This window comes from Paenibacillus sp. JT22N7, assembly GCF_059383875.1.
In genome coordinates this window covers 529,181-549,020 of the sequence record NZ_JBXENY010000003.1, presented here as the reverse complement: position 1 = coordinate 549,020, position 19,840 = coordinate 529,181, and the positions used below count along the sequence as shown (strand labels likewise).

Below are 19,840 nucleotides of genomic sequence, written 5' to 3'. Positions count from 1 at the left end.
ACAATGATGATGCAACTGTTCATTACTTAACAAATCCAGCTCATTTAGCAATTGCAGATGTTCGGTGTCTGTTTATAATTATAGACGTGAGTACATTAATGAATCAAGGAATAGTAGAAATTCAATGTTTTTGATGTCCGAAAAACGCATCGGGGATTATACGTAAAAAACGGGGGGAAAGAACAATGGAACGTCTATGGACGAAATCGTTTACGCTCATGACGATAGGAAACCTATTTTTGTTTAATGCCTTTTATATGCTGTATCCGACGATGCCGCTATTCATCACACAGATGGGAGGCAGCGAATCGCAGGTCGGGCTGGCGATGGGCGCGTTTATGCTGTCCGCCGTTATTTTTCGCCCCATCGTCGGCGGGATGCTGGACCGATTCGGCAGGAGCCCGTTTCTCATTTGGGGGCTTATTCTGTTCATCCTGGCAATGTATATGTATAACTGGGTTGGAGGAATTGTTGTGCTGATGGGGCTCAGAATTTTGCATGGTATGAGCTGGGCCGTTTCTACAACCGCCTCAATGACAGCGATTACAGACATGATTCCAGCGGGCCGCCGCGGCGAAGGAATGGGATGGTTCAGCACATCCATGACCTTGGCTATGGCAGTCGGTCCGATGTTCGGGCTCTGGGTGACAGAGAACCAGTCGTACAGCGCTTTGTTTTTAATCGCCGTCGTCCTCTCTGCGATAGCGCTGCTCCTGACGTTAGGAGCAAAAATGCCCTTCCAGCCCAAAACGGGCGTAAGAAAAATAGAATTGTTCGAAAAATCGGTTTTGCCGATTGCGGCATCCGTCTTTTTTCTGTTTATCGCGTATGGGGGCATTACAACATTTGTTCCGCTGTTCGCTAAGTCGATTCAGGTCAATTCCGGCGCATTCTTTCTGGCCTTTGCTGCATCACTGGCACTCAGCCGTCCCATTTCGGGAAAACTTTCGGATCGATACGGAGAGATTTCTGTTATCGTACCAGCCCTTGTCATTACGATTGGCGCCTTGATTGTGCTCAGCATGTCGACCGGCTTAGGCGGTGTGCTTGTTGCGGCGATTTTATATGGCATCGGGTTTGGCTCCGCGCAGCCGGCCCTTCAAGCGGCAACGATCCGTCTGGCCCATCCAGAGCGAATCGGAGTTGCCAACGCCTCGATATCGACTGCTAATGATCTTGGCATCGGGCTCGGTGCGATCGTGCTAGGCTGGGTTTCCCAGTATATGAGCTATCAGGCGTTATTCACGGTCAGCGCTTTGTCTGTTGCGATTTCCTTGCTGCTGTTCACTTTATTTGTGAAACGTTTGTTGAAAAATAATGAATAAATGGAGGAACAATCAAATGGAATATGTGAAACTCGGAAATACGGGCTTGGATGTATCCCGAATTTGTCTGGGCTGTATGGGCTTCGGAGTAGCCGTGCAAGGAGGGCTTCAATGGATTATTAATGAAGCAGACAGTCGTCCCGTTATTAAAAAAGCACTAGAGCTTGGTATCAATTTTTTTGATACAGCTAATGTATATTCAGCCGGATCAAGTGAGGCGGTTATTGGACCTGCTTTAAAGGAATATGCAAATCGGGATGAAATCGTGCTGGCTACTAAGGTGAATGGGCGCATGCAGGTCCAAACGGTGCCGGACTTTCTCGAAAGGCCATTATGAGCGAGATTGATAAAAGCCTGAAACTCTTCAGAAAGAACCTGTAACCTCACCTATTGTTGGTGCTACAAAAATATCGCATATTGAGGATGCTGCAGCTGCTCTTTCCATAAAGCTGACACCTGAAGAAATAGCCCAGAAAGATGATCTTGAAAAGAATAAGCGGATCAATGGCTGGACGCCCATTATCTTGTGAATACATATGCCGAACCTTTTAGACAATAAAGGAAAAATCGATACCACAGAAACGCGGTGATGCGTTAAACTGAATGCTTATAAAGATGGCTGTCGAGACCTTCTCGACAGCCTGATGCCGCCTAAATGGCGGCTTTTTTGTTTTAAAATTTTCATAGCGTTACGTATCAAGGAAGATAAATCTGCGCAGGATTATTTCGTTCTAGTCTATCCAAGTTTCGTCTCCTCCCATAGACTTTCATTCTCTTCATATTAATAGGACCCCTCTCCCAAAAACTTTTTGTCGAATGAAAATATAAAAAAATGTAAAAAACGTAACTATTTGATGAACGGATTGTTTATAGATTAGGAATGGAATAAAACAAACATAAAATGGATAAAGGCATACCTATGGAAACATAGGGACGCAAAGCCATGGCCTAAGGCATCAGACGATGCTACGGTTGACAGGTTGCTGGAAAATGGGAGCAGACTGTCCAAAATCCGGGCAGTTTTTTATTTATCAAAACAAGTTATTGGGGGTAATTTGATGAAACGTTTTTATTATCCATTAACACATGCGCAAAAACGAATTTGGTATACCGAGCAGTTTTACCCCGGAACGAGTATTGCCAATTTGAGCGGTTTTCTCAAGCTTAGATCGCATGAGGGAATGGATTGCAGCAGGAAGGGAACAAAACCGTTGTCCAGCAAAATGGCAAACCAGCCGATTTAGTAGTCAAGCTGGAGGTGATTAGGCCGGTAGCTGTAGCTATTAACGTATCACGAACGGTAGGCTGGTTTACCTCCCAATATCCGGTTGTGCTCGACATGAGCTATACGGACGATTTAGCCTATCAAATAAAACGGGTGAAAGAAGATTTGCGCCATATTCCCAATAAGGGAATCGGTTATGGCCTGCTGCGATATTTGGCAGCTGATGAGCATAAAGCAGGGCTCACCTTCTCATTCAAACCGGAAATCAGCTTCAACTATTTGGGGCAATTCGACAGCGAGGTGCAAACAGACTTGTTTTCACCATCCGTATACGATATGGGCGCGCAAACAAGCCCGGAATCTGAAGCGCTGTATGCGCTCAGCTTAAGCGGTATGGTAAGAGGCGAACGCCTCGTTGTGTCTTGCGCCTACAATAAAAAGCAATATTTGCGAGCTACGATAGATCAGCTGATGGATCGCTTCCACCATCATTTGCTTGTATTAATTCAGTGTTGCACAGCCAAGACGGACAGAGATTTCACACCAAGCGACTTTACGGCGAGTGAATTGCAGCTCGAAGAGGTCGGAGATATTTTTGACATGCTGGCAGAGAAGTTTGGCTAAGAGAATGAATTTGCGCGCAGCTTAATTTGCTGCGGAATGGATAGAAGGAGGCCTAGCACAGGTGAACGGGATTACTTTTCAGAAGGATCAAGTACAAGATATTTATTTTTTATCGCCTATGCAAGAGGGCATGCTGTTTCACACGCTTCTGCACCCCGGACAGAGCTATTATATGGAGCAACTGGCCATTTCGGTGAAAGGCTCATTTCGCAAAGATTTGCTGGAACAAAGCATGAACGTGTTGATGGATCGGTACGATATTTTTCGTACCGTATTCCTCCACGAGAAAATCAACCGGCCGGTTCAGGTTGTATTCAAGCAGCGAGCGTTCCATGTTCAGGAAATAGATTTATGTGATCAGCCCCAAGAAGAGCAGCAGCGACAGCTTGCTGCCTTCAAGCAGCAGGATAAAATGCTGGGATTTGATCTGTCCAAAGATATTTTAATGCGGACGACCGTTTTTAAGACAGGTGAGGACACGTATGAATGGATATGGAGCTATCACCACATTATGCTGGACGGCTGGTGCTTTGGCATTATTGTAAAGGAGCTGTTTCAGATATACAGCGCCTTGCTGAATCATAAGCCATACGAGCTGCCCGTCTCGAAACCATATAAGGAATATATCAACTGGCTTGGCAAGCAGGATAAGGAGGCTTCGCTTGTCTTTTGGTCGAGCTATTTAGCTGAATTTGAGGGGCAGGAGTCTTTCGCCGAGCAGCGCAGCAGACGCAGGGAGGAAGGTTATTCGTCAGGCGAGCTTCATTTTAAGCTTGGAGAGGAAGACAGTGAGGCTTTCTCTAGACTGGCAAGAGAGCATCAGGTTACGTTAAGCACAGCGATTCAAGCCGTTTGGGCTATTCTGCTTAGCCGTTATCAGCGCAGCAGCGATGTGTTGTTTGGAGCAGTTGTATCGGGTCGTCCCGCTGAGATTAGCGGTGTGGAGAGCATGGTGGGCCTGTTTATCAACGTAATCCCAACTCGTGTTCAGATCGTACCGGATATGACCTTCAAGCAATTAATAACGGAAATGCAGAGACTCTCGGTGCAGACCGAAGCGCATCAGTACGTGCCGCTTTATAATATCCAGAGCCGAATAGGCCAGCAGACGTTAATTGATCATATTGTTGTGTTCGAGAATTATCCGCTTCAAGAGGCTGGCAAACAAAGTGAAGAGCAGAATCTGGGATTTGCGATGGATGACATTCATATTTTCGAAAAAAGCCATTATGATCTTCATTTACTCGCTGGGCCTGGCAAGGAGATGGTGATGAAGCTAGCATACAATGCCAATGTGTATGAAAGCTCCTTCATCAATCGCTTGAAGGCGCAGCTCATCCACATGATTCGCCAGCTCGTGAGGGAGTCCAATAAGCCGCTTGGTGAGCTTGGAATTGTGCCTGAGGAAGAAGCACATCGCTTATTCGCTTTTAACCGTCTGGATGGCCGGGACGGGGAAATGGCAGCAGCAAGCAATATGACGCTTGCTCAGCGATTCGAATGGCAGGTGGAGAATACGCCGGAACATCTTGCCCTTTCTGCTCCAGATGGATTATTTACTTATGCTGAGCTGAACGCTCGTGCAAATAAGCTCGCTTACGTGCTTCGCGGCAGAGGAGTTAACGACGGGACTATCGTTGGTCTGCTCGTTCACCGCTCATCAGATATGATTGCAGCTATATTAGCCGTTCTTAAGGCTGAGGCGGCGTACGTCCCGATCGATCCTGCGTACCCAGAGCAGCGAATCAGCTACATGCTGGAGGATAGCGGAGCGAAGCTGCTGCTCACGCAGTATTCGTTGACAAGCGTTATCGAGAAAGTAGAGTATCAAGGAACCCTTCTGTACCTCGATGAACCAGAGCTGTATAATGAAGCTGCCGCCAGCAATTTGGACACTGAGGATGCGCCAATAAACACATTAGCGACGACTCCCGGAGGCTTGGACAGGCTTGCTTATGTAATGTACACCTCTGGTACGACTGGCCAGCCTAAGGGGGCACTGATCACACATGCCAATATTTCGCGGATTGCGATTAATACGAACTATATTGAAATAACTAAGAATGACAAAGTACTGTCGTTATCCAATTATGCTTTTGACGGCTTCACCTTTGACTTATTCGGCGCATTGTTAAATGGGGCTGCACTGGTGCTTGCTCCAAGCGATACGATTATGCATGCTGGCAAGCTTGTACAGTTCATTAAAGAAGAGAAAATTACGGTCATGTTCGTCACGACGGCGCTGTTCAATCTGCTCGTAGATGAGGAGGATTCGTGGATGAAGAGCATCCGCAAGGTGCTGTTCGGCGGAGAACGCTCATCGGTGAATCATGTACGCAAAGCGCTGCATAGCATGGGACCGGATAAAATCATTCATGTATATGGCCCAACGGAAAGTACGGTGTTTGCGACCTTCTATCCGGTTCATGCGCTTTCGGAGGATATGGCTTCCATCCCCATTGGCAAGCCGCTTAATCAGACTTCAGCTTATATTGTAAATGAGACGGATCAGCTTCAGCCGATTGAAGCGGTCGGGGAGCTTATCCTGGGCGGTGAGGGGCTGGCGCTAGGGTATTTGAATCGGACAGCTTTAACCGCAGAGAAATTTGCTCCAAATCCGTTTGTACAAGGAGAGCGTATTTACCGCAGTGGTGATTTGGCAAGGTGGCTGCCTGACGGGAATATCGAGTTTATAGGGCGCGTCGACGATCAAGTGAAAATTCGCGGCCATCGTATTGAGCTAGGTGAGATCGAGAAACAGATTGTAAAACTTGAGCAGGTTAAAGAAGCGCTCCTGTCTGTTGCATGGCGTGCTTCGGGCGAGGCATCGCTTTGCGCTTATGTTGTATTGAAGCCTCAAATGGAGTTAAGCAAGAATCAGCTTCGCAATTATTTGCTAAGCATGTTGCCAAACTATATGGTTCCGCCAACCATTGTTTTTCTTGAGCGACTGCCGTTGACCGTCAATGGAAAAGTGGATCGGCGAAGCTTGCCTGCAATGACGGAGTTCATGAATGAATCCGAACACTACGCACCTCCTCGCAATGATACGGAGGCCAGGCTCGCTGTAGTATGGTCTCAGGTACTCGGGGTAGCACGAGTCGGTATTCATGATGATTTTTTTGCTCTAGGGGGTCATTCGCTGAAAGCGATGACGCTTTGTTCTATCATGCTAAAGGAATTTCAGATCGACATCCCCATAAAATTATTGTTTGAGGCGCCGACAATTGCCGAAATTGCAGCTTATTTGCAGGAATGGGCTGAAAGTGGGCAAACGGTGTCTAGAGCTTCAGCGCATCTGACGCTGCTTAACCCTAAGGGTGGCCCCCATTTATTTGCTTTCCCTCCGGTGCTTGGGTATGGCATAGTGTTCAAGGAGCTTGCAGACCAGCTGCCTAATTATCGCGTTCACGCTTTTGATTTTATTGAAGAGGAGGATCGCATCACTCGTTATGCCAGCCAAATGCAGAGCATTCAGCCGCATGGCTCCTTCATCTTGATCGGTTATTCTGCTGGATGCGCTCTAGCATTTGAAGTTGCCAAACAATTGGAACGCTGCGGCAGGCAAGTAGAAGTTCTAATCATGATTGATTCTTATTGGAAAAATAACGTGAGTGATTTGAAGGGCCGTACAGTGGAAGGTGACGTTGCAGAGCTTATGGAAGCCAATAAGCAAAATATTGCGCTGCAAATAGACGCAGTTCGTGAAGGAATCGTTCGTAAAACAGCGGCCTATTATAAATATTACGTAGAGTGGATTGCAGAGGGGCAAGTTCATGCTTCTATTCATCTGATTCAATCCGAAACCGCATTTACACATTCGTCAGAGCTCTCTTCCTGGAAAAGGGCTGCGGGAACGGGCGAATATGTGGAGCATCAAGGCTTTGGAAAGCATGGGGAAATGCTGCAAGGGGGCTTCGCCAGACTGAATGCTCAAACCATCCGCTTTCTATTAGAATGGAGGCCCGTGAACAAATGAATCCAATGCTCAAAACGTTTAGCACTGGAACAGGAAAAATTCCACTTATCTGTTTTCCATTCGCAGGAGGATATTCTGCTGCATTCTGGCCGTTGCACCATTTTGTTCAAAATGATTGCCAGCTGCTGGCGGTTGAACCTCCTGGACATGGAACGAACAGCATGACCTTGATTCCAAATTTGGAGGGATTGGTGGAGCTGTATGCGAGGGAGCTTGCTGCGTATTTTCAACAGCCATTCGTCCTGTTTGGACACAGCATGGGTGGAATGGTTGTATACCGTTTGGCACAGAAGCTGGAGCAGCAAGGAATAGTCGCTAAAGCGGTCATTATTTCAGCTATTCAGCCGCCACAAAGCAAGCGTGAGCGAACAGCGCATCTTGATGATGACGCCTTTCTCGATCACGTCATTCCCATAGGCGGCATACCCGAGGAGCTAATAAAGCAGCGGGAAATGCTCGACTTTTTCCTGCCCTCTTTCCGGGCGGACTTTCAGGCACTCGAAACCTTTCAACATAACGATCACACGCTGCTTCAGGCGCCTATGCACGTGTTTTACGGTGCTGAAGACTATAAATGCGCGGAGGAAGCTGACGGATGGAGGAAATGGGGCCATAATGTCGGGCTGCATCGCTTTGAAGGAGGACATATGTTTCTGCTGTCAGAGCCGGAGAAGGTGGCCGCGAGCATCCGAAGCATTATTGAAGCAGCAAATAAAGAAGAAACTCACTATATCCAGAAAAAGAAAGGTGATTTAAATTGATATTATTCAAAAATAGATTGTCGAAAGCTGCTATGGGAATAATGATTATTGCCAGTTTATTATTTTCGACTACCACCTATGCGGCACCGACCATAAGCAAAGGCATTGCGCTTACGGCACCACCACCTTCAACATTATCATTGAAGGGTTTTATGAATCCAAGTCATATTTACTTGCTTGATGGAACAAACCGCATTACTAAGGTGAATAATCAAGCTGTGACGCTCTCAGGTTATACATATGGCTATTATCAGCTTGATAGCCTCGGAATTACATTCTATTTGGAGAGATGGACGGGGATGGAATGGGTGACCCACGGAACAGGCGTGAACAGAAGCGATTTGAATAAAGATACTTTTAGCAGTTCTGTGACGATGAGCGCAGATAGCGGTTACTACTATCGTGTACGTACCATCCATTGGGTCATTGAAAACGGCAACTATGAGCAGGGCCAAGTGACAAGCGAACATATTCTTGTGTCATAAAAAAATAAAACAGGGGCCGGCTGTGCGGAGCCCCTGTTTTATTTTTGGTTCATCGATTCAGCAAATGCGATTAAATCAGCTTTGGAGAGATTGCCAACGATATGAATATAGAGATTAGCTAACATGAATTCCAGCTTTTTTGTTTCATTCGGCATGCTGGTTAAATAACCTTTACCGCGCTGAAGTGGAATGTTCTCTACGGTGGAGCTAGCTGCACTTGCAAGCGAGCCGACTACGGAGCCCGACTCCAATTGCTGCAAGTTGACTCTAAGCAGTTTTGCTTCTTCATTTTTAAATACATACAGCACTTCATTGGACTTAGCATCGTTGGGCTGTACGGAAATATCTATCCGGCTTAATTGATAGCCCTCTGGCAGTTGAGGAAAGGAGGGAGGTGTAAAGGTAAGCTTATTATTGACCTCATCCTCCATAACCGATATCGTATGAGACTCTTGCCCTGAAAGGGGATGTATAGATGATTCATTGTTGCTTTCGTCATGCGAGGTATCCCGTTCTTCAGGAGGGATAGTCTTCGCTCCTTTATCGCTTTTATCCTGATTTCCGAAGAAGAACGAAATCATTTGGCCAGGCAGCTCGACGATCGATTGATATATAGGGCTAAAGGCCTTGGTCTTTGCTGGAGTCCCGAACAGGAAGGATCCAATCATAATGGATGCCGTTATTAGGGCGACATAGGATAGAGCTCGATTTCGACGCTTTCTGCGGTTAAGTGCTTTTAATTTTTTTTGCGTTATTTGCCATGAGTTGTGATGGGTAGAATGAAAGGCTGGCGGCATTTGCTGGATAGCCTTCTCGAAGGCCTTCTCAAATAACGGATCATTTTCTTCGTCCTCCATCAGCATCACCTCGTTTCTTATCCCATTTGTCTTTCAGTGCTTTACGAGCCCGGTACAGCTTCTGGCGGATAATATCCTCTGTCGAGTTTAAATGTTCAGCTATTTCCCGGTAAGAGAACTGTCGCTTCCACTTAAGCTCAATTAAGAGACGGTATTCCGGTTTCATTTCCAGCATGCACGTTATTAATTCCTCTTCCAGCAGCTTCGCCTCGACCTCGCACTCCACCGTCGCAGAATAAGGGGACTGCATAGCACCCGTCTCAATAAAAACACTTTCCAGCTCTACTTCGTTACGAATTTTTTTGTGTTTTCGCAAATAATTTAGCGTTTTATTTTTCACTAAAACTCTGATCCATGCTACTAACTGCCTTTCATCCAGAACTTGTGGCGTATGGGAGATGGATTTATAAAAGACCTCCTGAATAATATCCTCCGCCGCGCTGTGATCCTTGACCATATACATGATTGGACCGTAAGTTAAATGATAAAAATCTTTGAAAACCTCTTCTTGGATCGTTGACCCTAGTTTACTAAAATCGGGAGAAATCAGCAATAATAGCTTGCTTGTCAAGTAAACACCTCATTTTTATGCGTAGGAAAAGCCTTAGATTGACGAAAACCAATAGACGATATTCCTGCAATATGTATGACATACATACAAATCATTTTCAATTATGAATCGGAAATTAAGTTCCGTTATATTCCAATTTTGTTTTTTTGTATTCGATATAGAACTGCTCTCAAGTACGATCTATTTTTATTTAGTATAATTCTTTTATTTGGATATAGCACCGCAAACAGTTCCCGTATTTTCCGCAAATCTGTTGCGTGTTATAACTTGAAAAAATGTATCATTCAAATGAATGGGATTGATTTGGCAGATGATTATAGCTTTTCATGAAATACTTATCGAAAAATTCAATCGATGGAGTAATTGACGCTTAGGATCGTTCATGATAATTTATATAAAACACTTTAAAACCAATAAATCCAATGAGATAAAGGGGTTTTTAATATGCCATCGATTGTGGTTGCTGCTGCTGAAGATGTACGAAGCAAGGATTCCGAGCAATTAATTAAGGAGCTAAGCGAAGAACTAGGATTGTTATATGGCGGTGATGGGACAGCAGGATTCCAGCTATCCGACGTGGAGGCACCGCGATCAGCCTTTATTGTTGCCCGTCTGGATGGGTATCCTGTAGGCTGCGGGGCAATCAGGCCCCTTGATGAAACATCAGTGGAGGTCAAGCGCGTATACACACGTTCAGATTTCCGCCGGAAGGGTGTTGCTCAGGCAATTATGGCTGAAGCGGAGCGTCTTGCGCTCGAATTTGCCTACAGCAATCTGAAGCTGCAGACAGGTCCCAAGCAGCCTGAAGCGGCGGCGCTTTATGAAAGAGTAGGGTACTACCGGATACCGGTTTTTCATGGGGATTGGGATGAGGTACTCGCGTTTCAAAAAGATCTCGTGCTCAAGCCGGTTAATCTCATATAGCCCCTATATTCGGTTAAATTATGTTGATGCATGGAACGCAGCCGCTTGCTGCTGTGCTAGCCTGTCTCCACCTAAAGGAATTGAACCGATATTTCCTTTGTTCACTCAAGCATTTTGGGGAATCATTTGATTCCAATGTTGCAAATGAGCGTGTCAGGAGATTCGGTTCAATGAATGGCAGATGATTAAATAGAAATTTAGGAACTAGGGCATTTTGATAAGTTTACTCTTTTAAAACCGAAGTATTCACAGCGCTTTCCATCTGGTCGTTATAGGCACGGAATAAACCTAGACGCCAGAAGGCCGCTCCTTTCAAATCATAACGCTTGGCAAGACCTAGCTTATCTTTGATGGAAGAGGGCGTTTCACTGCTTAGGCTGATGCCAAGCAGGAGCTTTTCCTTAGGCGCACCAGCATCCAGTGCAAGTTGAATCGCCTCATCTACAAGACTATTAGGTTCGGGTACCTGTGATTTGGTCCCAATCGGATTAAACTGATAAGCCATAATGATAAGATCATCTGCAATGGAAGCGAGAGTCTTATAATCGTAGCCTTTATAGGCGCTATTCAATGGTGGCACTGCTAAAGATAAGGAGATATCCTTAGGCAAGGAATTTTTCAACTGCTTAACGTAATCGTTTAGCAGCTTCTGCTGTTGCAAAGCATCCAGCTTATATCCCAACCCCTCAAAATCAAGAACAATCCCGCCAAAACCGTTCTCCGCAACGGAATCCGTTATGCCCTGTATAGACTTCTGGCGCAAGCTGCTGTCACTCAAAACCTTGGTTAGTTCACCGTTCCCGTCTAAAGCATAAACCATAAGGTACGGTTTGATGTCCTGATTCGCTGCATCCGCCACAATGGATTGAGGCGTAACGTCACCTGCCGCAGCAGGCAGTCGGTACTCGTCACCTTGCAGGGTAAACTGGCCTTCGCGATCGATGCGGCTCCACCCAAAAGCTACAGAATTCATGGATGAAACCAGATCTCTTTCCTGAAAAGATTGCAGGGCATAGAAGGCTCTCAAATGCATTTCGCGTTGTGGTGATAGAAGGGAAACCGTGCGTGTTGTTTGATTCCAGGCCACAGCGACACCGAATTGGCTGCTGAACGAACTGAGCGGGATAAGCACACGGCCTTCTAGTTGAATCGGCGCTGCAGCCAGCTTCACTTTTTTCTCGTTGACGGTAGCCGTAGTGCTCCCCACTTGAAGAAGTACCTCCGTTATTTCCCCTTTAAGACTGCCTGCCGCTTTGACCGTTTGTGTCTTGCTGTTCCAAGTGATTTGGATTCCAAGAGCCTCTCCAACCGTCCGGAAGGGGACATAAGTAACCCCTTTGTCTATCCGCGGTGCTGCATCAAATGGCAGTAGAACATTATCCAGCGTGACCGATATTGCAGGTGCTGCGTAGACATCACCGATATTTGGAGCAGTACCGATCAAGGATAAGGCAAGAAGGGTGGCGGCAACTGTTTTTCCTGCTTTTTTTATTAACATAACTTGTTTTCCTCCTTCTCATTGGATACTAGTAAAAGTAGAAAAAGTAGAATTTCAATTCATAGAGCATAAATCTAGCATCTGTTAGTATAGCAAAATTTTTATATAGTTCCAATTAAAAGAAGTCATATACATAAAGTAGAGAAGGGTGATATTGAGGGGGATTTCCGAGAACCGCTAAGAAAAAGAGGGTTTAATGCAATTAAGCTGCAGCAACTACACTATTTATCCGATATATTCCAAGAGTGGGTCATGTCAGGTGCGATATACCTGCGAGGCTGCACGCTGCGCGTTAAGGTTAATTCTGGATAATAGAAAGGGAGGATTGGATGAAATGGATAGGAACGTGCCTGTTGCTGGTGGCTGTGCTTATCTCGAGCACCGGGGCTACTGCTGCTGGCAAGCCCGCAACGTCCTTGAGTTATTACCACACGTCAGGCAATCAAATCGTCGATGCCGAGGGCAAACCGGCTAGTTTCAACGGGGTGAACTGGTTTGGATTCGAGACAGGCAATTTTTCACCCCATGGCTTGTGGACGCGATCATTGGACAGCATGCTGGACCAGCTTGCAAAAGAAGGCTACAATTTGCTGCGTATTCCTTATACGAACGAAATGCTGCTTCCTGGTAAAAAACCAAGCGGGATCGACTATGTGAAAAATCCCGACCTAAAGGGTCTGACGCCGCTCCAGCTGCTGGATAAGCTTGTTCAGAAGGCGGAAAAGCGCGGTATGAAAATCATTCTTGACCGTCACCGCCCACAGGCCTCGGAGCAAGCGGAGCGATGGTATACACAAGCGGTACCGGAAAAAACATGGATAAAAGATTGGACGATGCTGGCAAAGCGTTACCTGGCCAACGACACGGTAATCGGCGCCGATTTGCATAATGAGCCGCACGGTTCCGTATGCTGGGGCTGCGGCGATTCAGACAGCGATTGGCGGTTGGCTGCGGAGCGGGCGGGCAATGCGATTCTCGCTGTCAATCCGGACTGGCTGATCATTGTGGAAGGGGTAGACGCGAATGTAAAAGGTCAGAGCGGCTCCTATTGGTGGGGCGGCAATCTGTTGGGGGTTCGCAAATATCCAGTCCGGCTGAAAGTGCCTAACCAGCTCGTTTACTCACCGCACGATTATGGCCCAGGCGTTTCGTCGCAGCCGTGGTTCGCAGATCGGACATTTCCCGCGAATCTGTCTGGCGTATGGGATGCTAATTGGGGCTATATTCATAAGGAAAAAATCGCACCTATACTGCTCGGGGAGTTCGGCGGCCGCAATGTCGATTCAACATCGAAGGAGGGCAAGTGGCAAAATGCTCTTGTCGACTACATCGGGCAGAATGATCTGTATTGGACCTACTGGAGCCTCAATCCGAACAGTGGAGATACCGGCGGACTGTTGTTAGACGATTGGCAGACATGGAATAAGCCTAAGCAGAAAATGCTTGCCAGAATCATGAAGCCTGTGAACGGCGCTACTAAGTCGGCCACTTCGAAGCAGACAGCAGGTCTGGCATCCGAATGGCTGCAAGCGGAAGCCTAGCAGATGAAGAGATAAGAATAGCGGTTAATAGGATGGACAGAGGAAGTCACCTGAAGGGTGGCTTTTTTTATTTCAATGATATAAATATTTCCCTAATCTGAGAATGAATTTTGCATCTATTTCATTCCTTTCACGTCATATTAACTATATTTATCCCGATTCTGATGTTAAAAAAATGAGACTAACGATTCATTTATATTCCATCTGGTATAGAGCCAAGTTCGAAGGCTTCTGCGGCCACAGCACGCACGCTGTCGTATTCGTGCACGGATTGGGAGGTTCGGATAGCAATTTCACTTACATTGAGAGTTATTTGCGCAGTCAGGGCTGGTCCAGTAATGAGTTATTTGCGATTGATCTGTAGTCCCAAATCCACTCCTGCCCCGACATGGCTCCCCGGATGCATAACAATCTGATCTGAGCCTAGAGCTTCTGTCCGTTCTAATTCGTCACACATAAATGATACGCTGTGTTCAAATACTTTACTGTTAATCGTATTAGCCAAATTGACCAGGAAAGGGGCATGAACAACGATATGGCTAATGCCATGTTCCTTCATATGTGCATGGCCCGCTGAAATATTATAGGCTGCTATGGGCTTTCTTTTACTATTTTGAGGAGCTCCTGTATATATCAAAAATGTATTAGCACCATAGGATGCAGCCTCTTCACTTGCTCTTAGCAGCATCGTTTTGCCACCCATAGATACATGACTGCCGATTAGCATGCAGATGGCCTCCGTTTAATAATCTTGCAGAGCAAGTTAAAAGAAGTCTGCCCTTGACTATTTAGCATTATTCGAGGGACTGGATTATCCTGACATTCAACATAAATGGAGTTAAAAATTGTTGTTAACACGACACCAAATGGTGACCTATTATCCAAGTGACACTAAATGGTGTCGAATTAATAATTCTCGCCTCGTGGGCGCTACATCCGAAGAGCCGTATCATTTAAGAAGGTTGTGAAATTATCGGTTGTCCCTTGGTAATAATTTTTAGGAGAGGGTGTTGTGAGCGAGAACAACCCGATGCGGGATGTGTTTGACGCGATTGCAGATCCAACTAGACGCCGACTGATTCAGCTGTTAGCAGAAACAGACGAGGTACCGCTTCATGAGTTAACGGCAAAGTTTCAAATGGGGCGAACAGCCGTATCCAAGCATTTGACAATCCTTAAAGAGGCTGGGCTAGTGCTTGATCGAAAAGTCGGCAGAGAAACACGATTTAGGCTAAACGCCTCTCCACTCAGAGAAATTCAAGATTGGGTAGGTTTCTACAGCAAGTTTTGGAGTACGAATATGTTGCGCTTGAACGAACTATTTGATGAGGAAGAAGAATGAGTTTTACATTAAATTATGGACCCACCCCATTAACACGATCGGAAGGATGTAAAGCATGAGCGAATCTAATCAGGAGTATATCGTAATCTCGGGAGCGAGAGAAAACAATCTCAAGAACGTTTCCTTGCGCATTCCCAAGCGGAAGATCACGATTTTCACCGGGGTATCCGGATCTGGCAAATCATCGATCGTCTTCGATACAATCGCCGCAGAATCCACCCGGTTGCTGAATGAGAACTTCAGCATGTTCGTGCGCAATTTTCTGCCCCGTGTTCCACAGCCGGATACGGACGGAATCGAGAATCTGAGCATGGCTGTAATTGTGGATCAGAAGCGGCTTGGCGGCGGTTCCCATTCCACAATGGGTACGATTACCGATATATCTCCCATTCTTCGTCTACTTTTCTCCCGAGTGGGTCAGCCTTATATTGGACAAGCCAATATGTTCTCATTTAACGATCCGCAAGGCATGTGTCCGGAGTGCAATGGGCTCGGTCGCAGGCTGGGCGTCGACATGAGCAAGGCGGTGGATATGTCAAAGTCGTTGAATGAAGGGGCAATTTTGCTGCCGGGCTATTCGGTGAACGGCTGGGATTGGAACTTGATCATGCAGACGGGGTTCTTCGATGCCGACAAGAAGCTGAGCGATTATTCGGATGAGGAACTGGAGCAGCTGCTGTACGCCAAGGCGGGAAAAGTAGAAATGCAGTTCGCCGGCAAGGCAATGAACATTACACTGGAAGGCATCATTGAGAAGTTCACCAACAAGTACATTAAGCAGGATGTGAAGACGAAGTCCGAGCGTACACAACAGACTGTTGCGCCGTACATCTCCGAGGGCCCCTGCTCCAGCTGCCGCGGCGCGAGGCTTAGTCAGGCTGCACTCAATTGCAGGATCAATGGACTCAATATTGCAGAACTGTCCTCGATGGAGGTCGGACAGCTCATCCGCGTCATACGGGAGATTGACGAACCTGTTGCCGCGCCGGTCATTAAGTCGCTGACAGAGCGGCTGCAGCATCTGGTGGATATCGGACTTGACTACTTGACATTGGACCGTGAGACGGATACTTTGTCCGGTGGCGAGTCGCAGCGCGTAAAGATGGTTAAGCATCTGAGCGGCAGTCTGGTGGACGTCACTTACATTTTTGATGAGCCGAGTGTTGGCTTGCACCCCCGCGATGTGCACCAGTTAAATGAGCTATTGCAAAAGCTCCGCGACAAGGGCAATAGCGTCATCGTCGTCGAGCATGATCCCGATGTAATTAAGCTCGCAGATCATATTGTCGACGTTGGGCCACACGCCGGCAGCCGCGGCGGTAACATCGTATATGAAGGAAGCTTCCAAGGTCTGCTGGAGGCAGGTACATTGACAGGCACCCATATGAAGCGGCCGCTCCAGCTGAAGCATGATTGCAGGCAGCCATCTGGCAAGCTGTCTATCAAGAATGCCATACTGCACAACTTGCGAAACGTGAGTGTAGATATTCCAACCGGCGTACTGACGGTAGTTACAGGTGTCGCCGGTTCGGGCAAAAGCACGCTGATTAATGAAGTGTTCCTCAGCCAGCATCTGGATGCGATCGTCATCGATCAATCGGCGGTAGGCGTGTCAACGCGCTCGAATCCCGCGACCTACACGGGTATTATGGATGATGTGCGCAAGGCGTTTGCTTCCGCGAACAAGGTAAGCCCAGGTTTGTTCAGCTTCAACTCCAAGGGGGCCTGCGAGAACTGCCAAGGGCTCGGTGTTGTATATACAGACCTTGCATTTCTCGACAGCGTAAAGCTGCCGTGCGAAGTATGTGGAGGCAGACGGTTCAAGGAAGAGGTGCTCGCGTACAAGCTGAACGGCAAGTCCATTGCAGAAGTGCTGGAAATGACTGTGGAGCAGGCATTGGATTTTTTCGAGCTAAAAGTCGTTGTACGCAAGCTGCAGGCGATGAGCGATGTGGGGCTGAACTATATAACACTTGGCCAACCGCTCAGCACGCTCTCGGGCGGGGAATGCCAGCGCATCAAGCTGGCAAGCGAGCTGCATAAGCAGGGCAGCATCTACGTACTGGACGAGCCGACGACAGGTCTGCATATGTCAGATATCGGTCTTCTTCTGGAGATTATGAACCGCCTCGTGGATGCCGGCAATACGGTAATCGTCATTGAACACAACCTCGATGTGATCAGCCAAGCGGATTGGATCATCGATATGGGACCGGACGGAGGCAGCAAGGGCGGCCAGGTGGTGTTCGAGGGCACACCTCCGCAGATCATCAATGCGGAGCAGTCGATTACGGGAAAATACTTGATGTAAGGCATGAAATCCACTTTCGTAATGTGTGGAATTCATAATTTCTTAGCGTGACAAGGAAAATATACTAAAGGTTAAATTTTCATATGCTCAACCAGGGCTGCCAGCAAAATCGGCAGCCTTTAGCTTTAGTAACTGATGGTTGATTAGCTTCACTTTTAACGGCATCTACTGCCAGTCTCTAAATTTGAACGGTTGATAATTTGGTCATAAAGTATCTCAATCGGTTATTTGACAAGATTTGTTCAAGTACTCCTTAGAGACAAACGTTAATTGTTAGCATTTCTGATGAAAAAACATTGTAAAAATCAATTCTTTACCGATCGTTCTAGATATGTTATACTGATGATGCAAGCAAGGGAAATACAACGGCAAGAAGTGAATAGTAGAAAGAGCACGCAGTTGCATCCCTGTTTGGAATAGCTATTTGAACCTTTTTTAGAATTATCGTTCTTGAATTTTTAAAGGAATATAAACAAGGAGGAGGTTAGTAGTTGAAAACAATTGCGATAATTGGTGCTGGACCTGGTCTTGGTTTCTCATTGGCTAAGACTTTTGGAAGACGCGGATTCCGTATAGCTATGGTTTCCAGAACGCAGGAGAAGTTGGATCATTATGCTGCGGAGCTAAATAGAATGGGGATTGAAGCGCAAGGTTTTGCTGCTGATGTTACAAACAAAATGCAGCTTACCAGGGCTTTTCAACAAATCAAGAATACATTCGGTACCATTGATGTTGTGGAGTTTAGTCCGCATAGCGGAAATGTTCCTGTGACACCTGTTCTTGATACCACTGATGAGAGCGTTCTTCACATTTTTAACAACGTGGTCATCGGAGCCATTAATACGGCAAGACAAATCATTCCAGATATGATTGAACGAGGAGAGGGGACACTTTTATTTACAAGCGATCTCTCCGCTATGAGTCCAAGCCCCATGTTCGGCAGTTCAGGTATCGCCATGTCAGGCTTGCGAAACTATATCCTTAATTTACACGAACGCTTGCTTCCTCTCGGAGTATTTGTTGGTCATTTATCCATTAGTCCTTTGATTAAGAAAGGTACAGGCTTTGATCCAGATCAAGTAGCGGAAGCCTGGTACAACTTGTATGAACAAAGAGGCGCGGTGGAAGAAACTTTTCCTAAGGGTATCATGCACGTTTTATAAATTATTGCACGTATAGAAGGGAATGAGTGAATATGGAATATCGCGTATTAGGCAGTACAGGTCTTAAAGTAAGCAGTTTTGTATTAGGTACAGGCACATTTGGTTTTTGGGGAAACAACACAAAGAAAGAATGTGAACCTATTCTGGATGAAGCTCTGGCTGCAGGAGTCAATCTGATCGATACAGCAGATGTCTACTCAAGTGGTCAAGCAGAAGAAATATTAGGTGAACTCCTAAAAGGCCGCAGGGAGGATATCCTTCTGGCCACTAAAGGTGGTTTTCCCATGGGCAGTGGGCCCAATCAATCAGGAAGTTCAAAATATTGGATCAAACGAGCTGTAGAAGATAGTTTGCGAAGACTTCAAACCGATTATATCGATTTATATCAACTACACGTGCCTGATGTTAACACTGATATTGATGAAACTCTTGATGCGCTTACGGATCTGGTCAGAGAAGGGAAGATACGCTACGTTGGCACGTCCAACTTTCAAGCATGGCAAGTAACAGAAGCTCAGTGGACTAGCGATCGTAAAAATGTAGCACGATTTGTTTCTGAGCAATCGCCGTACTCTATTTTAAACCGAAGTATTGAATTCGATTTGCTTGCTGCCACAGCAAAATATGGAATAGGTGTTTTGGTTTGGAGCCCGCTTTCAGGTGGTCTATTAACTGGAAAATATAAATTTGGGGAAGCGTCCTCCTCCGATTCAAGAGCGGCCACCTTTGCGGGAAGCCTAAAATCTGTTGTCGACCCTAATCGGGAAGAAAATCGGACGAAATTTGAAGCCATAGCAAAGCTTCAAATACTTGCAGAAGAAGCAGGGTTAACTTTACCGCATCTTGCCATGGCCTTTACACAATCTCATCCTTCCATAACTGCTTCCATCATAGGGGCTAGAACGATCGAACAGCTCCGGGAAACTTTAAAGGGCAGTGACGTTCGATTGAGCAATGATGTACTTGATGCGATAGATGCGATTGTTCCACCAGGAGTGACTCTGGATGCGATGGAAAAAGGCTGGGTTCCTGATTGGTTAGGAGCAGACAAGCGTAGAATCAATGGGGAAAAAAATAAGATAGCAATTTTTAAAACATAAAATCAAGCTGCTAAATGGGTTCACTTGATCTACAGCTTCATATCTGATGATGTACTACTGATGAGGATTAAACTGTATGTAATGTGTTCATTCTTTACTGATCGTTCTCGATATGTTAAATTATTAACAGGAGG

Annotated in this window: 14 protein-coding genes, 4 pseudogenes and 1 riboswitch; of the genes and pseudogenes, 13 read left to right on the top strand and 5 right to left on the bottom strand. The window is 46.2% G+C overall.

The genetic code is table 11. The features are described from left to right. Positions 1-185: 185 nt before the first annotated feature. Positions 186-1,325, top strand: a complete 1,140-nt coding sequence (locus tag AC50Y5_RS10915; RefSeq protein WP_494860475.1) for an MFS transporter — start codon at positions 186-188, stop codon at positions 1,323-1,325. Positions 1,326-1,341: 16 nt separating this feature from the next. Then, a pseudogene (locus AC50Y5_RS10910) lies at positions 1,342-1,685 on the top strand (aldo/keto reductase); the annotation flags it as partial. 50 nt (positions 1,686-1,735) lie between these two features. Here the strand turns inward: AC50Y5_RS10910 and AC50Y5_RS10905 are convergent. Continuing rightward, a pseudogene (locus AC50Y5_RS10905) lies at positions 1,736-1,873 on the bottom strand (transposase); the annotation flags it as partial. Between the two features lie 352 nt (positions 1,874-2,225). Continuing rightward, positions 2,226-2,313: riboswitch (cyclic di-GMP riboswitch) on the top strand. A gap of 198 nt (positions 2,314-2,511) precedes the next feature. Here AC50Y5_RS10905 and AC50Y5_RS10900 point away from each other — a divergent pair. From AC50Y5_RS10900 to AC50Y5_RS10885, 4 genes are all read left to right on the top strand, one after another. After that, a complete protein-coding gene (locus tag AC50Y5_RS10900) occupies positions 2,512-3,174 on the top strand; it encodes a condensation domain-containing protein (RefSeq protein WP_494860473.1) in 663 nt (220 codons plus the stop codon). A gap of 61 nt (positions 3,175-3,235) precedes the next feature. Further along, positions 3,236-7,153, top strand: coding sequence for a non-ribosomal peptide synthetase (locus AC50Y5_RS10895; protein WP_494860471.1), 3,918 nt, complete (start codon positions 3,236-3,238; stop codon positions 7,151-7,153). Further along, positions 7,150-7,914, top strand: a complete 765-nt coding sequence (locus AC50Y5_RS10890) for a thioesterase II family protein (protein ID WP_494860469.1) — start codon at positions 7,150-7,152, stop codon at positions 7,912-7,914. Before AC50Y5_RS10895 ends, AC50Y5_RS10890 begins: the two co-directional genes overlap by 4 nt. Before the next feature lie 152 nt (positions 7,915-8,066). After that, a complete protein-coding gene (locus AC50Y5_RS10885) occupies positions 8,067-8,399 on the top strand; it encodes a hypothetical protein (protein WP_494860467.1) in 333 nt (110 codons plus the stop codon). Between the two features lie 38 nt (positions 8,400-8,437). Here the strand turns inward: AC50Y5_RS10885 and AC50Y5_RS10880 are convergent, their stop codons facing one another. After that, entirely contained in the window at positions 8,438-9,256 is an 819-nt protein-coding gene (locus tag AC50Y5_RS10880) for a DUF4367 domain-containing protein (protein ID WP_494860466.1), read from the bottom strand. After that, entirely contained in the window at positions 9,237-9,827 is a 591-nt protein-coding gene (locus tag AC50Y5_RS10875) for an RNA polymerase sigma factor (protein ID WP_494860464.1), read from the bottom strand. The genes AC50Y5_RS10880 and AC50Y5_RS10875 overlap by 20 nt, the downstream gene beginning before the upstream one ends. A gap of 444 nt (positions 9,828-10,271) precedes the next feature. Between AC50Y5_RS10875 and AC50Y5_RS10870 the strand changes: the two genes are divergently transcribed. After that, positions 10,272-10,751 carry a GNAT family N-acetyltransferase gene (locus AC50Y5_RS10870; RefSeq protein ID WP_494860462.1) on the top strand — a complete coding sequence of 160 codons (480 nt, stop codon included), beginning with the start codon at positions 10,272-10,274 and terminating at the stop codon, positions 10,749-10,751. A 223-nt stretch (positions 10,752-10,974) separates the two neighbouring features. On the opposite strand, the gene AC50Y5_RS10865 is transcribed toward AC50Y5_RS10870, so the two are convergent. Next, positions 10,975-12,249, bottom strand: a complete 1,275-nt coding sequence (locus AC50Y5_RS10865) for a stalk domain-containing protein (RefSeq protein WP_494860460.1) — start codon at positions 12,247-12,249, stop codon at positions 10,975-10,977. 329 nt (positions 12,250-12,578) lie between these two features. Here AC50Y5_RS10865 and AC50Y5_RS10860 point away from each other — a divergent pair, with 329 nt between their 5' ends. Then, positions 12,579-13,790 (top strand): glycoside hydrolase family 5 protein, encoded by a 1,212-nt coding sequence (locus AC50Y5_RS10860; RefSeq protein ID WP_494860458.1) that lies wholly within the window; start codon positions 12,579-12,581, stop codon positions 13,788-13,790. 197 nt (positions 13,791-13,987) lie between these two features. Continuing rightward, positions 13,988-14,148, top strand: a pseudogene (locus tag AC50Y5_RS10855) (esterase); the annotation flags it as partial. Here the strand turns inward: AC50Y5_RS10855 and AC50Y5_RS10850 are convergent. Continuing rightward, positions 14,149-14,517, bottom strand: a pseudogene (locus AC50Y5_RS10850) (TIM barrel protein); the annotation flags it as partial. A gap of 285 nt (positions 14,518-14,802) precedes the next feature. Between AC50Y5_RS10850 and AC50Y5_RS10845 the strand changes: the two are divergent. The 4 genes from AC50Y5_RS10845 to AC50Y5_RS10830 all read left to right on the top strand — a co-directional run bounded on the left by AC50Y5_RS10845 (position 14,803) and on the right by AC50Y5_RS10830 (position 19,706). Then, positions 14,803-15,132, top strand: coding sequence for an ArsR/SmtB family transcription factor (locus AC50Y5_RS10845; protein ID WP_056040267.1), 330 nt, complete (start codon positions 14,803-14,805; stop codon positions 15,130-15,132). 55 nt (positions 15,133-15,187) lie between these two features. After that, a complete protein-coding gene (locus tag AC50Y5_RS10840; protein WP_056040269.1) occupies positions 15,188-17,443 on the top strand; it encodes an ATP-binding cassette domain-containing protein in 2,256 nt (751 codons plus the stop codon). A gap of 491 nt (positions 17,444-17,934) precedes the next feature. Continuing rightward, a complete protein-coding gene (locus AC50Y5_RS10835; protein ID WP_494860456.1) occupies positions 17,935-18,606 on the top strand; it encodes an SDR family NAD(P)-dependent oxidoreductase in 672 nt (223 codons plus the stop codon). Positions 18,607-18,638: 32 nt separating this feature from the next. Further along, a complete protein-coding gene (locus AC50Y5_RS10830; protein ID WP_494860726.1) occupies positions 18,639-19,706 on the top strand; it encodes an aldo/keto reductase in 1,068 nt (355 codons plus the stop codon). Positions 19,707-19,840 lie beyond the last annotated feature (134 nt).

What these genes read in the sequence shown, in the direction of transcription:
- AC50Y5_RS10885 (WP_494860467.1), top strand. Translation starts at nt 8,067, where the DNA reads ATGAATCCAAGTCATATTTACTTGCTTGATGGAACAAACCGCATTACT.
- AC50Y5_RS10830 (WP_494860726.1), top strand. Translation starts at nt 18,639, where the DNA reads ATGGAATATCGCGTATTAGGCAGTACAGGTCTTAAAGTAAGCAGTTTT.
- AC50Y5_RS10915 (WP_494860475.1), top strand. Translation starts at nt 186, where the DNA reads ATGGAACGTCTATGGACGAAATCGTTTACGCTCATGACGATAGGAAAC.
- AC50Y5_RS10865 (WP_494860460.1), bottom strand. Translation starts at nt 12,249, where the DNA reads ATGTTAATAAAAAAAGCAGGAAAAACAGTTGCCGCCACCCTTCTTGCC.
- AC50Y5_RS10870 (WP_494860462.1), top strand. Translation starts at nt 10,272, where the DNA reads ATGCCATCGATTGTGGTTGCTGCTGCTGAAGATGTACGAAGCAAGGAT.
- AC50Y5_RS10880 (WP_494860466.1), bottom strand. Translation starts at nt 9,256, where the DNA reads ATGGAGGACGAAGAAAATGATCCGTTATTTGAGAAGGCCTTCGAGAAG.
- AC50Y5_RS10840 (WP_056040269.1), top strand. Translation starts at nt 15,188, where the DNA reads ATGAGCGAATCTAATCAGGAGTATATCGTAATCTCGGGAGCGAGAGAA.
- AC50Y5_RS10860 (WP_494860458.1), top strand. Translation starts at nt 12,579, where the DNA reads ATGAAATGGATAGGAACGTGCCTGTTGCTGGTGGCTGTGCTTATCTCG.
- AC50Y5_RS10890 (WP_494860469.1), top strand. Translation starts at nt 7,150, where the DNA reads ATGAATCCAATGCTCAAAACGTTTAGCACTGGAACAGGAAAAATTCCA.